This window comes from Streptomyces sp. NPDC046215, assembly GCF_040646215.1.
In the GTDB taxonomy this organism is placed as follows: Bacteria; Actinomycetota; Actinomycetes; order Streptomycetales; family Streptomycetaceae; genus Streptomyces; species Streptomyces stramineus.
Map to the genome: position 1 here is coordinate 68,249 of NZ_JBEYZW010000028.1, position 15,181 is coordinate 83,429.

Consider the following 15,181-nt stretch of genomic DNA (forward strand, 5'->3'; position numbering starts at 1 on the left):
GTACGCGAGGCCGGGGCCGTCAGCCATGGCGCGCCTCCTCCGCGGTCCGGGAGGCGTCGCGGGCCTCGGCCTCGGCCCTGCGGCGGTGGCGGTCCCGTTGCGCCCACTCCGGCCCGCGGTCCTCCGCGGGACCGGCCGGCCGGCTCTCGGGCCGCGGGGAGCCGTCGATCCGTACGTCGTTGCTGATCTCACCGATGTGCAACGTCATGGCTGTCCTCCGTGGCGGTGGGATGGTCGGGGTGTCCCGGCGTGCCCCTCGCAGGGGCACTCTCGTGCTGTCCGCACCCGCCCTGCCCGGGGGGTGCGCAGCGCGAGCCAGCCGGGCACGGTCGGGTCGTCGGTGACGGGTGCGTCGGCGGTCCAGGACACGGGCGGACGGAGCGAGGGCCGCAAGGGAACGCCCGCTCCGTAGGTCAGGCCGCGCCGGTCGGGTCTGTCCGCCCCGGGGAGAGGCGCCGGCGGTGCCCCCGCGGGGGCCGCGGGTGCCTGCGGGGCGGGGGCGGCCGGAGCCGGGCCCGCCGCGGGCGGGGTGTCGAAGGCGGCGCGCCGGGCCGCGGCGGCCGCCTCGGCGCGCCGGCCGGCCTGCCGCTCGATCGCCTTGTGCAGTCCGCCCGCTGAGGTCAGGGCCCGCGGATCGGCCGCCGCGGCGTCATCCGCCGGCGCCCCGGCCCGCGGGCCAGCGGTGGCGCCGGCCGCGACCCCGGGCGCGAGGCCGCCGGAGAGCCCCGGGCCGGGCGACAGGGAGGCCGCGAAGTCGACCACCACGCCCGCGGACAGGTTGAGCGGGTCGAAGCCGCCGAACGCGAGGTTCGGCCAGCTTGCCGGGTCGAGTCCCATGCGGTGGGCGAAGTCGGGGGCACTCTCACCGGCCACCGTGGTGCCGGTGCGGTCGGCCGGCCGGGCCGGCGCCCCGCCGGGCAGCAGACCGAGATCGTCCCTGGCGCCCGCGCCGGTGTTGCTCCCGGGGCCCGTCCGGCCGGATTCGTACTCCGGCATCTGCTCCTTGATCGTCACCGCCAGCTTAGCGCGGAGCGGCACCCCGGTCGCGGAGAACAGGTCGAACTCCTGGTTGAGCGCTGTCATCACGCCGATCAGCTGGAACGTCCCGTAGGAGAACCGCACCAGGGGCGGAACCGCCTTGGCGCCCTTGGCCGGCAGCAGGAAGCGTTCCAGGCGCCGCGCCCGGGCCCGCGCGTCGACCGGCTGCTCGGTGGTGCCCTCGTCACTGGTGTCGAAGACCAGGTCGAAGGAGAGCGTGGAGGAGGAGGTGCCGCTGTACTGGACGGCCGGCCGCTTCCCGAACGCCTTCTTCATGTCGACGTTGTTGGCCATCTGCAGGCGCAGCGAGGTCGGGTTGAATTGCACGGTGATCGGTTCGGGCGCCGGGGTGGCCGGCCGGGTGGGCACCTCCTGAAGGGTTGCCTTGACCAGTGGTGTGGTCACGGTGTCACCATCCGCAGGCCCTCGTGCGCGAGGTGGAGTTCTTCGATGGCCACCTCGCCGGTCCGCGCGTGCAGTTGCGGCCCGACCACCTTCGCCGGCAGGGCCCGGCGGAAGGCCCAGGCGGCGACGGGCCGGCGGTCGGCTCCCAGCAGCTGGATCAGCCCGTCGTAGCGCCGCACCGGGCGCACTCCCCCGGTCACCTCGGCGATCCACGTCCACAGTTCGGGCAGGACCGTGCCCTGACCGCCGAGGACCATTCCGCGTTTGAGCACCAGGCGGGCGACCTTCATCCGGCCGACGCGCTGGACCACGCCGTCGTTGCGGCCGCCTTCGAGGTATTCGCCGACCTCCATCTCGATGTCGAGGCCGGTGCACTCCTGGAATCCGCCGCTGCCCAGCCGGCTGGGCGCGGCGGGATCGGACGCCCCGGATCCGGGCAGGGTGAAGGTCACCCGGAAGCGGTAGGCGGTGGCGAGCGGCCCGGTCTCCGTCATGTGCCGGTCTCCGTCCGGAGTGTGAGCTCACCGTCGGCGCGGAACACCCGGACGAGGAGGAATTCGAGCGGGGCGCCGGGTGCCACTCCGATCTCGCACAGCAGGCCGGCCCCGCCCGCCGTGTCCACGGGCGGGACCCGCACGGAGAAGGACTCGGCCGGGACACTGCCGGCGAAGGCGCCGGCCGCGAACAGGTCGAGCAGCAGGTGCTCGACCGCCACCCGGACGCGAGCGCGCAGCAGGTCGTCGTCGGGTTCGAAGGCCGCCCACGCCAGCCGCTGTTCCAGGGTGCGTTCCAGGAAGGTGACCGTGCGCCGGACGCTCAGCTGCCGCCACGCCGGGTCCCGCGCGAGGGTGCGGGCCGCGGTGATCCGGACCCCGTCCCGGTCCAGGAGGCAGACGTTGACTCCGGCCCGGTGCAGGGTGCCCAGCGTCCCGCCGTCGGCCGGGGTCGTCCCGCCCGGCCCCTCCGCGACACCGACGACGCCGGCGAGCGGTGTCCCGGCCGGGCCGTACGGCAGGCCCCGCGCATGCTCGGCCGCCGCCAGGACACCGGCCGCGTACGGTGCGGCGGGCACGGCGACCGTCCGGTCCGTCCGGTCCGCCCGGGGGTCGGGCACCCGCAGCCAGCCGTGACACGCCATCGCGTGCGAGGAGTCGAAGGACGCGCGCCAGATGAGGACGTCGCGCGGGGGCAGGCCGGGTGGCACGTCGAGCAGGGCCACCATGTTCGCGCGCTCGGCGAAGGAGACGACCCTGCGTTGCAGGGCGGCGACCGCCGCCGGTTCCCCGGGCGCCCCGGCGTCGAACAACAGGCCGGGCAGCTCCGTCCGGGCCCGCCTCGTGGGACCGGAGCCTCGCAGCCGTACGCACGGGGCGAAGGACGCGCCGGCGAACGTACCCGGTGCGCTGACGTTCTCCTCCGGCGGCACCTCGGCGGGTACGTACAGGTCCGGGACGACGATGTTCGCGCAGTCCGGGAGGCCGCGCAGCGCGTCGAGTCCCTCGGGCGGCGCCTCGGGGTCGGCGCTCTCGGGGCCGAAGAAGTCCTCGGGCGTGACGAGAGCGGAGCGGTCGGCGCCAGGAGAGGTGAGGTGTGTGCCCGCCGCCACCAGCCGGGCGTCCGCGGGGCTGATTGCCTCCGTCCCGGCCGGCGTCTCGACGAGCCGGGATCCCGTGGCGAGTTCCGCGCCCAGCCAGCGGGGGTGGGCAGCGGTCAGGCCCAGGTCGGTGAAGCGTTCCCGGCGCCGGCGGGCGGGGTCGGCGTCGACGACCTCGAGCGTCCCGGTCACCTCCTCGACGCTCCGCAGGGGGCCGGGCACCGGCGCGTCGAAGACCGCCAGCCGCTCCCACCCGGTGCCGTCGCGCGCGGGACGGCGGGTGATCGCGGCGACGCCGCGCAGCTCCTTCGCGCCCTCGCGCGGGCTCAGCCGCAGCAGGGTGCCGACCGGGATGTCGGTGCCCGGGGCGAGCACCAGCGTGCGTCCGTCGACCTCGGGGACCGGCAGCAGGGCCTTCGTGGCGAAGGCCAGCGTGGCGGTGAGCAGGTCTCCCCAGACGCCCTCGCTCCGGGCCAGCAGCCGCAGGCGGGAGCCGCGGCCGTCGCGCACCTCCCGTCCGAAGGTGAGCCCGGCGCGGGCCGGCGGCTCGGGGGCCGGCGCCGGCCGCCTCGGCACCACCCGGACGACGTACGCCCGGCGGCCACCCTGTGCGAAGAAGCCGGCGACCGCGTGGGCCAGCAGCCCCGGCGCGCCGTATCCGCCGAACAGCTCCTCGTACTCCGCCCAGCTCTCCACCGGCACCGCCGACGAGCGGGCCCGCCCCGCGGCCAGCCTGGAACCGTCGAGGGCGGGGTCGTGCGCCGGATCCCAGGCGGGGCCGCGCGGGGCCACGCCGGCGAACGCGCAGACGTCCATGCGCACCCCGTGCCGGGGCGCCTCGCCGACGTCACGCGCGAGGTGGACTCCGGGGACACTGGGCACCCCGAGCCCCGGGTCCGGGGAGGGGTACGCGGTCGCGGTCGGCGGTGTCATCTCACAGGCTCACGTACTCGATGCCCTCGTGGACCAGGTGCAGTTCCTCCATCGCCACCTCACCGCCGCCCTTCGCGGCCAGCGCCGGTCCGATCCACTTTCTGGGCTGGGCGTTGCGCAGTTGCAGCGCCAGCACCTTGTTGCGGGATTCGTCCAGGACCGTGATGGTCACCCTGCGCGGGGCGTAGGCGCCGTCGCGCACCTCCTTGAACCAGGCGAAGACCTCGGTGGAGCCGATCAGGCCGCGTTTGAGGGTGACCTCGTCGGTCTTGTGGGTGTTGGGGATCTTCCTGGCGACGTTGTCCGCGTCGCTCCCCTCCCGGTAGTCGGAGAAGTTGACTTCGCTGCCCAGCCCGGAGACGTCCGAGAATCCGGCCGCGATGGGGTCACCGCCGGTGGGCGGCGGATCGAACTCGACCTGAAAGTTGAACGCTCCGTAGGGATTGCTGCGCGTGGCCACCGCGGGCTCCTCTCACACGTCACCGGTCAGGACCGGACGTCCGCCGTCCACTGTCCGACACGGAAAATGACGAACTCGGCCGGCCGGACCGGGGCCACCCCGATGAGACAGATCAGCCGGCCGTTGTCGAGATCGTTCTGGGTCATGGTCGTGCGGTCGCAGCGCACGAAGTACGCCTGGGCCCGGGTGGAGCCCAGCAGGGCCCCGTTGCGCCACTGAAGGTCGAGGAAGTCCTCGACGCTGCGCACGATCTTCTGCCAGAGGTCGGGGCCGTTCGGTTCGAACACCGCCCACTGGGTGGCCTTGTCGATCGAGTGCTCCAGATAGATGAAGAACCGCCGGACGTTGACGTACTTCCACTCGGGGTCGCTGCTCAGCGTGCGGGCTCCCCAGACCCGGTTGCCGCGCCCGGGGAAGAACCGCAGGGCGTTGATGCCCTCCGGATTGAGCACCTGCTGACGGCCGGTGTTGATGTTCGCCTCGAACCGCGTCAGGCCGTAGACGACCTCGTTCGCCGGGGCCTTGTGCACACCGCGGGAGATGTCCGAGCGGGCGTACACACCGGCGACGAAGCCGGAGGGCGGCAGCAGCAGCTTGCCGGGCGGGGCGCCCTGCTCGGCGTTCTGGTTCGGATCGAGGGTTTCGAGCCACGGGTGGTACAGGGCCGCGTAGCTCGAATCGAACAGGCCGCGGAAGCGGCGGATCTCGTTCATGGAGGCGCCCTTCGGGCCGTCCACGATCGCGATCCGGTACGCGCCGGGCTTCTGCACATGGGCGAGCAGCCGTTCGACCGCCTGCTCGCCCTCTTCCAGCTCCGCCGCATCAGGGAGGGCGACGATGGCGATGTCGTCGATCTCCCCCAGCGCCTCCAGACCGGTCGCCTTCCTGTCGGCGCGATCCGGGTCGGTTTCGTGGCCCGCGAGATCGTCAGCCGTCGGAGGACTGCCGTCGTGGCCGCCCTTCAGGAGGAACCTGCCGCGGACGTGGTCAGCCGCGTCGGTGCCCTTGGTCAGGGCTACGGCGAGGCCGACCGGCTGGACGGCGTCCGGGACGCTGAGACAGACCACGGCGGCGTCGTCCTCGGGGTCGTGCAAGTCCATGATCTTGCCGATGAACCGCCGGTGTTCGGGGTGGCAGCCGAGACCGGTGGCCCGGTCGACCCGGTCCGGGTCGACGAAGACGGTGACCTCGAGTTCGACGAGTACGAGCTGGTCCGTGGCGGTCAGCGGGTCGGCGGTCTGTCCGTCGGCCTGGAGGAAGGTCTGCAGGCCGGCGGCGTCGACCCGTACGGTCCGCAGCGTGTCGGCGTCGAGCGGGCTCTTGGCGCCGGGGAGCGGGCTCCCGGCCGGCACGACTTCCACCAGGGCTCCGTTGCGCGCCCGGTTGACGCGCAAGGCCGCGGGGTCGCCGGCCGGGGCGGCCACCGCGACGTTGCGGCTGCGGGCGGGGCGGACCTCCACCTGGACGTCACCCATGCTCCCCGGCCAGCGGGCGAGCCACGCCACGGTCGTCGTACTGCCGTCCGCGTTGTGGACGACGACATCGGCCCGCGCCACCCCCGACTCGGTCTCCGACACCGGGTGGTACACCCGTGAGACGTAGAGGCGCTGACCGCCGTTGAGGAAGTACGCCCGGGCGGCATGGGCGAGGTAGGGCACCCGGTCGGCGTTGAGCAGGTCCAGTTTCCCGTAGAGCCGCTCGAACTCGACGAAGCTGGTGACCAGGCGCGGCTCCGCCGACGTCGGGCCCTCCGGGTAGGGGACCGGACCGTAGCGCGTCATCCCGGCGAAGCCGGTCGTGCTCGTTGGCACGCCTTCGATGGACTTCGCGCGGAAGCTGACCTCTTCGACGAAGACACCGGGCGCCAGGTACTCGGGCATGGATCCTCACTCGGATTCGGGGAGGGTGAACGGGGAATCGGGGCTCACCAGCCGACCCAGCCGCAGCGTGGCGGGCACGGTGGCACGGACCGGGTAGGCGGAGGGCACCGTGACACCGGCCGACACCTCGTCCGCCGCTCCCACCGCCGGCAGTGTTTCCAGGAGCAGGTCGCCCAGTGGGTCCTGCGCGCTGCCGGTGGGCCCGCCGGGTGGCGGTGCGGTGCGGGCCGCCAGGTCCAGCGCCACGTCCTGGGTGAGCCCGGCCGGGCCGACCAGGGCGGTCGGTGGCACTCCGAGCACGAGGAGGAACTCACCCCGGTCGTCACCGTGCGCGCTGCCGAGCACCACGTCCCGGACCGGATGCCGGGCCGTCACCCGCACCCAGCGCACCGGCTCGCCCGCACTGTCGACGACACGGCCGCGCATACCCGTGGCGCAGCCCTGCGGGTGGTAGGCGGCCCCCGGGAACATGGCGATCCGCCGGGCACGCGGGGCGGGCCGTGCCCCCGACGCCTCCTCGGCCAGCACGTCCGCGAGGGAGGCGAACGGAATCTCGAACCGGCGTGGCACGTAGCGACGCGCGGTGTCGTACACACGCACCGTGGCCGACCCGGCCGTGCGTGCGCCGAAGAGCAGCCGGAAGCGGCCGGGCCGCCGCCCCCGCGCCAGGCGGGGCAGCCCGATGCCCGGGTCGTAGGCCGAAGCCTGCGCCCCCGGGCCCGTGGGCGCAGGCATCGCGTACGGCACCGGGACGTCCTCCAGGGCGGCCTCGACCTGCGCCGGTTCGCCGCGCAGCGCGTCGACGACCATCACGCCGAGGGCGAGTCTGTGCGTCCGGGTCAGAGGGGCCGGGGCGCCGGGGACCGGGCTGCTCACCGTCCCGCCCCCGTCATCACGGTGAGGACGTCGGCAGAAGGGAGGGGCTCGGGTTCCGCGACGACGACGACCCGCGCCAGGTACGGGACGGAGAGCCGGAAGCCCGTCGAGAGGGCTTCGAACATCCGCATGAGGTCGTCGGTGGGCAGGTCCTCCTGGACCAGCTGAACCCCTTCGTCCGCCTCCCACTCCCCGGAGGGATCGAGCAGCGGACCGGACAGCACCGGCACGTTCTCCAGCACCTGCACGGTCCGGCCCACGATGCGATGCTCGTGCTCCGCGTTGTCGGCCCAGGCCGTGAGGAGATAGTGCAGGTTCAGCGGGAGGTACGACCGGCCGTCCTCCGCTGCGCGCGCGGACCAGCTGGCACGGGTGCTCTTGTCGAAATCCACCCGGTAGAGCAGCAGGGACAGCGCGGGGAACTGGAGGGCCGAACTCTGCGCGGGATCCAGGTCGTCGGTGCGCACGAGCACGGCCTTGGTCTGCGCCTCCGCGACGGGCTGTCCGCTCGCGAAGGCCAGATTGAGCAGCCGCTCCAGGCTCCTGCCCGTCGCGCTGACACCGCCGAATCCCGCCATGGGGGCATGGTGACCGGGCGGCGTCCCCGGCCCGTGGGCCCGCCCGTGCGGCCGGCGTAGCGTTCCGCGTCACGGCCGCGTCGGCACACGCCGCGCCCGGGTGGAAAAGCGCAGGCCGGTCGCCACGAGGTGACCCGGCGCACGCTGTCGGCGCCGCTCTCCGCCACTCGGGGGAATTCGGGGAGCGGGGCGCCACGCTCCGTGACGGTGGGCGGGTCCGGCGGGGTGATACTTGCGCCGGTGCCACACACGACCCCCGCGCCGCTTCGGTGCGTTCTGACCTGTGGGGACGCATGCCCGAGAACGCCCGACATCCCGAGGACGACACGGCGTCCGCCGGGTTCCACCTTCTTCTGCTGCCCGCCTTCGAGCTCAGCCGGCACGGCCGGCGGCTCCGGATGCCCGCAGGGGCCCAGCGGCTGCTGGCGTTCCTCGCCCTGTCCGACCGGCCGCAGCACCGCGGTGTCGTCGCCGGCCGACTGTGGGCGGACCTGCCCGGCGACCGGTCAGCCGCCGCGTTGCGCACCACGCTCTGGCAGGTTCGGCGCGCCGTTCCGGACCTGGTCGCGAGCCACGGCCCGCAGCTGGGGCTGTGCCCTTCGGTGGCGGTGGACCTGCACGAGTCGGTCCGGTGGATCCGGTTGTTGGAGGCGGGTGAGCGGCCCGGAGAATGCCGGCTGGCGGCGCTCGGCCACGACCTTCTGCCGGAGTGGCTGGACGAGTGGGTGGTGGTCGAGCGGGAGCGGTACCGGCAGATCCGCCTGCACGCCCTGGAGACGCTGTGCCGCAGGCTCACCGAGGTCCGGGACCACGCGTCGGCCATCGAGGCCGGGCTGAGCGCCGTCTCGGCCGACCCTTTGCGCGAGACCGCGCAGCGGGTGCTGATCGAGGCGCACATCGCCGAGGGCAATCTCTCCGAGGCGGTCCGGCAGTACCGCTCCTACGCGCGCTTGCTGCGCCTCGAACTGGGGGTGGAACCCACGGCCCCGCTCGCGGCTCTCCTGCCGGACGCAGCACACACGTACCGCGTCGGCACGGCGGCTTCCCGGCCTTGAGCCACCCGGAAGCGGAACCGCCGGCACGCTGATTCCCTTTGCCCGGCGGGCCGGTTGGCCGGAACCCGTCCACGACCGGCCGGTGTCGTTGACTCGCCGGCCCGCCCCCCGCTTGGCTCTCCCGGGCCGGCCGCGGGGGCGGGGTGCGGGCCGGCCCGACCACAGGGGAGGACAGATCATCGTGACACGGATGAGCCGGATGAATGGTGGGGCCAAGGGACGTCGGCTGAGGCGCGGGAGCTGTGTCCTCGCCGCTGTCGCCCTGGCGGGGGCGGCCGTACCGGCGCGGGCGGACACGGGGCGGGACGGGACCGTCCAGGTGAGCGTCGGCCAGGGCGGCGCGCGGCCCGACGGCTGGTCGGAACCGCTCGGGCTGAGCGCGGACGGCAGATACGGCCTCTTCTCGTCCCTGGCGTCCAACCTGGTGCCCGGCGACACCAACCGCCTGTACGACGTGTTCGTCCGGGACTTACGGACCGGGCGCACCGAGCGGGTCAGTGTCGCCGACGACGGCTCGCAGCTGAACGGGGCCACGAGCCGGGCGGCGATCAGCGGCGACGGCCGGTACGTGGCGTTCAGCTCCGATGCCACCGGCGTCGTGGTGGGACAGCCCGCTGACGGCGGCTCGAACATCTTCGTCCGGGACCGCCGGGCCGGGCGCACCGAGCTCGTCACCGCCGGAAGCACGACCGGGAACGACAGCGCCGGGAGCTCCCGCAGCCCCGCCGTCAGCGCCGACGGCCGGTACGTGGCGTACTCCTCCGACCGGAGCGACCTGGTGCCCGGCGCGAGGCCCGGGCCGGGCCGGAACATCTACGTCACCGACCGCTGGAAGGGAACGACCCGGCTGGTCACGGCCGGCGCCGACGGTTCCCCGGCCGACGACGCGTCCGACGAGCCGGTGATCACCGCGGACGGCGCCACCATCGGCTTCCGTTCGCGGGCGACCAACCTGCTGTCCCCAGGCCGGGCCCCCACCGCACGGCAACCCGGGGCGGCCGGAGCGCGGCCCGCGCCTACGGCTCCCACCGGCGCGAAGCCCCCTCCGGCGCGCCGCGCATTCCCCTTCTACGTGTACGACGCGCGCACCGGACGGATCCAGGGCGCCGGCGTCGACGCCTCCGGTGTGCTGCGCGACGCGGCTCCGGACGCGACCTTGAGTCCTGACGGGCGGTACGCCACGTTCAGGATCCTCGAGCCCGGCTACGGAAATGACCCGGAGGCCGCGCACAAGGAGCTCTACGTCCGCGATCTGCGGCGGGGGACGGTCACCAAGGCGGCCACTCCGATGCCTGGCACCACGACGGTCTTCGACTCCTTCTCCGCCACCATGACAGCCGACAACCGCTCGGTGTTCTTCGCCTCGGACGCCGACAACCTGGTGCCCGGTGACACCAACGGCGTCGCGGACATCTTCCGGCGCAATCTGTGGACCGGTCGGATCGCGCGGATCGGCATGGCCGGGGACGGCTCACAGACCGCCTGGCCCTCGTCCGCCCCCTCCGTGGACGGCCTCGGCACCACCCTGCTCTTCGGCGCGAACGGCCAAGTCTTCGCCCGTGGGCTGTCGCGCGGATAACGGGCCCGCCGGCCGACCCGGCCCGCCTCCCGGCGAAACCGCCGTCGCACGCCGCCGGCCGTCAGCAGCGCACCCGACATGAACGTTTCCTTTTGTCACTCGAAGTGCTGTTTGTCGGCGATGTTGCGGAACCCCCGCCTCCGCACCCGCTAAGCAGTCAGGGGACAGGACCCTCACGAGAGGCGGCGATCGTGCACCCGCGTGGCGACGACGGCGGCGACGGCACCTCCCCCGGTGCCGGCGCGCCCGGGGAGCAGTTGCGCCGGCTCCGGCAGGCCCGCGGCATGTCGCTGGCCGGGCTCTCCCGGCTGGTCCACTACACCAAGGGCTATCTGAGCCGGGTGGAGACGGGCGAGAAACCCCTGACGCCGGAAGTCGCCCGGCGGTGCGACGGGGCGCTGAAGGCCGGAGGAACACTGACCCGGCTGGTCCCGGAGGTGGCGGACGGGCGGCGTACGGCGCGCGGGGCCCTGCTGGAGGTCTGCCCCTACCGGGGGCTGGCCGCCTTCACCACCGCGGACGCGGGCTGGTTCTTCGGGCGCGGCCGGGCGACGGCGGCGCTGGTGCACCAGCTGACCGAGCGGCTGGACGGCTCCGGGCCGACCGTGGTGGTCGCGGCGTCCGGCACCGGCAAGTCGTCGCTGCTGCACGCCGGCCTGGTGCCCGAGCTGCGCCGCGGCGCCCTTCCCGTGCCCGGGGCGGACCGCTGGCCGGTCGTCACCATGCGGCCCGGGGAGCGGCCGGTGGCGGAGTTGCTGCGCCGCGTCGCGGACGCCGCCGGAGCCGACCCCGGGCACCTGGGACAGGTGCTGGACACGGGTGCGGACGGGTTCGCCCGGGCCGTCCACGACGCCGTGAACGCCTGCGCGCCGGTGGCCGCGGGGGCGGAGCCGGTCCGCCTGGTGCTCGTCGTCGACCAGTTCGAGGAGATGTTCACCCTGTGCCCGGACGCCCGGGAGCGGGCGGTGTTCGTGCACGCGGTCCACGCCCTGGCGACCGGTCCCGCCCTCGGCGGCGGGCGGGACGGCTCCGCGGCGCTGGTGGTCCTGGGGTTGCGGGCGGACTTCTACGGCCGGTGCCTGTCCTTCCCCGAGCTCGCCGGCGCCCTGCGGGACGGGCAGCTGCTGCTGGAGCCCATGCGGGCGCACGAGGTCAGGGACGCGGTGGCCCGGCCCGCCCAGGCGGTGGGCCTGGAGCTGGAGCCGGGGCTCGCGGAGCTGATCCTGCGCGACCTGGGGACGGAGGAGGACGGCGGCGAGCCGGGCGGCGGGCACGAGCCGGGGGCACTCCCCCTGCTGTCCCACGCGCTGCTGGCGACGTGGCAGCGGCGCCGCGAGAGAACGCTGACGGTCGAGGGGTACCAGCAGGCCGGCGGGATCGCCGGAGCGGTGGCGGCGACGGCGGAGCGGGCGTACTGGCGGCTGTCCCCCGCCCGCCGGGAAGCGGCGCGGCCGGTGCTGCTGCAGCTGGTCCGGGTGGACGAGGACGGGCGTGCCACCCGCTGCCGGGTTGCCCTGGAGCGGCTCGCCCACGACGCCGGCGACCGGGCCGAGTCCGCCATGGGGGTGGTGGAGGAGTTCACGCGCGCCCGGTTGCTGACGACCGGCGCCGACCAGGTGACGCTGGCGCACGAGGCGGTGCTGCGGGCCTGGCCCCGGCTGCGCGGCTGGATCGAAGCCGACGCCGCGCTGCTGCACGGCCGCCATCAGCTGAGCACGGCCGCCCTGCGCTGGGAGGCGGAGGGCCGCGATCCCGCGCTGCTGCCCCGGGGCGGCGAACTGGCCGCGGCCCGTGAGGTGGCGGAGCACCCCCGCTCGGCGCTGAGCGCGGCGGAGCGCGCGTTCCTGGACGCCGCGGAGGCGCTCACGGCCGCCGAGCAGGAGGCCGAACGCCACCGGACGCGCCGGCTGCGGCGGCTGCTGTCGGCGCTGGCCGTCCTCCTCGTCCTGGCCCTCACCGGTGGGACGGTCGCGGTGCAGCAAAGCCGGCAGGTGATGGCCGGGCGCCACGCCGCGCGGGCCGAGGCGCTCGCCGTGCGCTCCACGCTCGTCGGCCCGGCCCGGCCGGAGGTCGCGATGCTGCTGGCGACCGCCGCCTGGCGCCACGCCCGCACCCCGGCCGCGGCGAGCGCGGTCCTCAACACCCAGACGCAGCTGTACGCCGGGCGACTGGCCCGGCACCGCGGGATCGCCAAGGCCGTGGCGTGGTCGCCGCGCGGCGACCGGGTCCTGTCGGCGGGCGTCGACGGTGACGTCCAGGAGTGGGACGTCCGCACACGGCGCCGGACCGGCGTGGCGGCGAATCGAACAGCGGTCAACACCCTGGCGGTCGCCCGGCGGCGGGAGCTGGCCGCGTGGGGGGACGACGCGGGCGCGGTGTCCCTGCGCGCGGGCGTCTCCGGCCGGTCTCTTGCCCTGCCGCCGCGCAGCCGGCACCGGGGTGCCGTTCGGGCCATGGCCCTGTCGGACCGGGGCGAGGTGCTGGTGTCGGCGGGCGACGACGGGACGGTCCGGCTGACGCGCCCGGGCGGCCCGGTCGCGGAGACGGACGTCCACGAGGCCGGGCTCGGGAAACTGTTCGCGGTGGCCGTGACCGGGGACGGCCGTCAGGTCGCGGCGGCCGGCCTGGACGGGCGGGTGTGGCTGCTGGACACCGGCACCGGGCGGGACAAGGTCATCGGCACGCGGGACTTCGGGCAGATCCGCGCCCTGGCCTTCTCGCCGGACGGGCGGCACCTGGCCACCGGTGAGTGGCTCACCGACGTCGGTCTGTGGAGCACCGGTGACGGCAAGCGGGAGGCGTCCCTGGAGGGCTCCTCGGACTCCGTCTTCGGGGTGGCGTTCTCGCCGGACGGGAAGCGGCTGGCCGCGGCCAGCCAGGACGACACCGCGAGCGTCTGGGACGTGGCCGGGCGGCGCCGCACCGCCCGCCTCGCCAGCCACCGGGGCCCCGTCCACGGCATCGCCTTCTCCCCCGACGGCCCCGGCCTCGCGACGTCCGGCGAGGACGGCACGGTGCGGCTCTGGAACCCCGACCCCGCCATCAGCGCGCCCCTGCCCGCCGCGGCCCGTCTGGACGCCGCCCTCTCCCCCGATGCTTCCGTCCTCGCGACCGCGGGGCGGGACGGCACCGTGCAGTTGTGGCGGCCGGGCCGGCATCGTCCTTCGCACACCCTGCGCGCGGGCGCGGACCCCGTGCGGGCGGTGGCCTTCAGCCACGACGGTTCGCTGGTCGCGGCCGGGGACGAGCACGGCACCACCACCGTGTGGCGCACCGCCGACCCGCGGCGCCCCGCGCACCGGTGGCGCGCCCACACCCGGCCGGTCACCTCGATCTCCTTCCGCCCCGGAGACGCGGGCTCGGCGGCCACCGCGAGCGAGGACCACACCGCGCGGCTGTGGCGGCTGACCGGCGACACGGCGGCGCAGGAAGGGACGCTGCGCGGGCACGGGGACGGCGTCTACCGGGTGCTGTTCCTCGACGGCGCCACCCTCGCCACCGGCAGTCTGGACAACACCGCCCGGATCTGGCGGGCCGCCGACGGCCGTGAGCTGCGCGTCCTGCGAGGGCACGACGACACCGTGTTCGGCCTGGCCCTCAGCCGCCGGGGGGTCCTGGCCACGGCGAGCCGCGACCACACCGTCAAGCTCTGGGATCCGGGCACCGGGCGGGCCCTGCGCACCCTGGCGGGCCACACCGGGCCCGTCACCTCGGCGGCGTTCAACCGCGCCGGCACCCGGGTGGTGACGACCGGCCGCGACAACACCGCCCGCGTCTGGGACCCGGCGACGGGGCACTTGCTGCTGACGCTCACCGGCCACACCGACCGGGTACGGGCCGCGGCGTTCCTCCATGACGACGGGCCGGTGGTCTCCGTCTCCGAGGACGGCACGGTCCGCTGGTGGAACCTGAAGGTTCCGGAGGTCCTGGCCGACGCGTGCCGTGCGGTGGGGACCGTCGACGAGCACACCTGGACCCGGCTGCTGCCGGACGTACCGTACGAACCCGGCTGCCCTTGAGCACGCTTGAGCATTCTCGGGGACCTGCGGACTGCGCCCGCCATGCCTCATCCCCCACACGCGCATCACGCCACGTCACAGGGGGTTGCCCGGCGCCTTGTGCCGCGGGCAACGGACAACCCCTGTCCTGACGACCGGTCACGCGCCGACACTCAGAACACCGGCACACCGGCACACCGGAGCACCGGTCGACACCGCTCCTTCGGACCGTGGGAACACCCCGTACCCCCGCCCGCCGGTGGACCGGCCGCACGTCCCCGACCGCCGCCCCTCCACACGCAAAGGACCCGCCATGCACACCTGCGCCTCCCCCCTCTCCCCCCTTTCCCCCCTTTCCTCCCTCCGCCGGGCCGCCACGACCGCGCTCGCCGCCGCCGGGTTCGCCGGCACGCTGCTGGTCACGGTGCCCGCCACCTCCACCGCCGCCACGGTCGCGGCCGCCGCGGTCGCCGCGGCGGCGGCCCATCTCACGGCCCCGACGTGCCGTGGCGCGGGCTGCCACGGCCAGGGCCCGGGAGGGCGGTGCGGCGGAGCCGCCCACCGGGTGACCGCGCTCCGGGACGACGGCTGCGTCCAGGACGCCCACCCGCACCCGCCGCACCGTACGGCGTGCGGCACGAGCCGGGCGGAGGTCACCCAAGGCACCGGTCCGTCCACCTCGTGCGCCGAGTGGCACTGATCCCGGGCCGGGCCCGGCGGAGCGCTCCGCGCCGACGGCTTCGGCCCCACCCTGCTGCTGGCCGCCCTCGCCCTCACGCTGCTGG

At 75.0% G+C, this 15,181-nt stretch carries 12 protein-coding genes; 4 read left to right on the forward strand and 8 right to left on the reverse strand.

Annotated features, from left to right (window positions below):
• Positions 1 to 19: 19 nt before the first annotated feature.
• Genes ABZ951_RS15065 through ABZ951_RS15100 form a run of 8 tightly spaced genes read right to left on the reverse strand, consistent with a single transcriptional unit; the run spans position 20 to position 7,764 of the window.
• On the reverse strand, positions 20 to 208 hold the full coding sequence (locus ABZ951_RS15065; RefSeq protein WP_344097852.1) for a hypothetical protein: 189 nt from the start codon (positions 206 to 208) through the stop codon (positions 20 to 22).
• A complete protein-coding gene (locus ABZ951_RS15070; RefSeq protein ID WP_361279991.1) occupies positions 205 to 1,443 on the reverse strand; it encodes a hypothetical protein in 1,239 nt (412 codons plus the stop codon). The genes ABZ951_RS15065 and ABZ951_RS15070 overlap by 4 nt, the downstream gene beginning before the upstream one ends.
• Positions 1,440 to 1,937 carry a phage tail protein gene (locus ABZ951_RS15075; protein ID WP_344087056.1) on the reverse strand — a complete coding sequence of 166 codons (498 nt, stop codon included), beginning with the start codon at positions 1,935 to 1,937 and terminating at the stop codon, positions 1,440 to 1,442. Before ABZ951_RS15075 ends, ABZ951_RS15070 begins: the two co-directional genes overlap by 4 nt.
• Positions 1,934 to 3,970, reverse strand: coding sequence for a hypothetical protein (locus tag ABZ951_RS15080; RefSeq protein ID WP_344087053.1), 2,037 nt, complete (start codon positions 3,968 to 3,970; stop codon positions 1,934 to 1,936). The genes ABZ951_RS15075 and ABZ951_RS15080 overlap by 4 nt, the downstream gene beginning before the upstream one ends.
• A 1-nt stretch (position 3,971) precedes the next feature.
• Complete coding sequence (locus ABZ951_RS15085) at positions 3,972 to 4,430, reverse strand: phage tail protein (protein ID WP_344087050.1); 459 nt, start codon at positions 4,428 to 4,430, stop codon at positions 3,972 to 3,974.
• Between the two features lie 26 nt (positions 4,431 to 4,456).
• Positions 4,457 to 6,310 carry a phage tail sheath subtilisin-like domain-containing protein gene (locus ABZ951_RS15090; protein WP_344087047.1) on the reverse strand — a complete coding sequence of 618 codons (1,854 nt, stop codon included), beginning with the start codon at positions 6,308 to 6,310 and terminating at the stop codon, positions 4,457 to 4,459.
• Positions 6,311 to 6,316: 6 nt separating this feature from the next.
• Positions 6,317 to 7,186 (reverse strand): hypothetical protein, encoded by an 870-nt coding sequence (locus tag ABZ951_RS15095; protein WP_344087044.1) that lies wholly within the window; start codon positions 7,184 to 7,186, stop codon positions 6,317 to 6,319.
• Entirely contained in the window at positions 7,183 to 7,764 is a 582-nt protein-coding gene (locus ABZ951_RS15100; RefSeq protein WP_344087041.1) for a DUF4255 domain-containing protein, read from the reverse strand. Before ABZ951_RS15100 ends, ABZ951_RS15095 begins: the two co-directional genes overlap by 4 nt.
• A gap of 293 nt (positions 7,765 to 8,057) precedes the next feature.
• Here ABZ951_RS15100 and ABZ951_RS15105 point away from each other — a divergent pair, with 293 nt between their 5' ends.
• The 4 genes from ABZ951_RS15105 to ABZ951_RS15120 all read left to right on the forward strand — a co-directional run bounded on the left by ABZ951_RS15105 (position 8,058) and on the right by ABZ951_RS15120 (position 15,096).
• Complete coding sequence (locus ABZ951_RS15105) at positions 8,058 to 8,819, forward strand: BTAD domain-containing putative transcriptional regulator (RefSeq protein WP_344087038.1); 762 nt, start codon at positions 8,058 to 8,060, stop codon at positions 8,817 to 8,819.
• A 190-nt stretch (positions 8,820 to 9,009) separates the two neighbouring features.
• Entirely contained in the window at positions 9,010 to 10,398 is a 1,389-nt protein-coding gene (locus ABZ951_RS15110; protein ID WP_344087035.1) for a hypothetical protein, read from the forward strand.
• A 191-nt stretch (positions 10,399 to 10,589) separates the two neighbouring features.
• Entirely contained in the window at positions 10,590 to 14,417 is a 3,828-nt protein-coding gene (locus tag ABZ951_RS15115) for a helix-turn-helix domain-containing protein (protein WP_361279995.1), read from the forward strand.
• Between the two features lie 292 nt (positions 14,418 to 14,709).
• Positions 14,710 to 15,096, forward strand: a complete 387-nt coding sequence (locus tag ABZ951_RS15120) for a hypothetical protein (protein ID WP_344087028.1) — start codon at positions 14,710 to 14,712, stop codon at positions 15,094 to 15,096.
• The last annotated feature ends 85 nt before the right edge of the window (positions 15,097 to 15,181 follow it).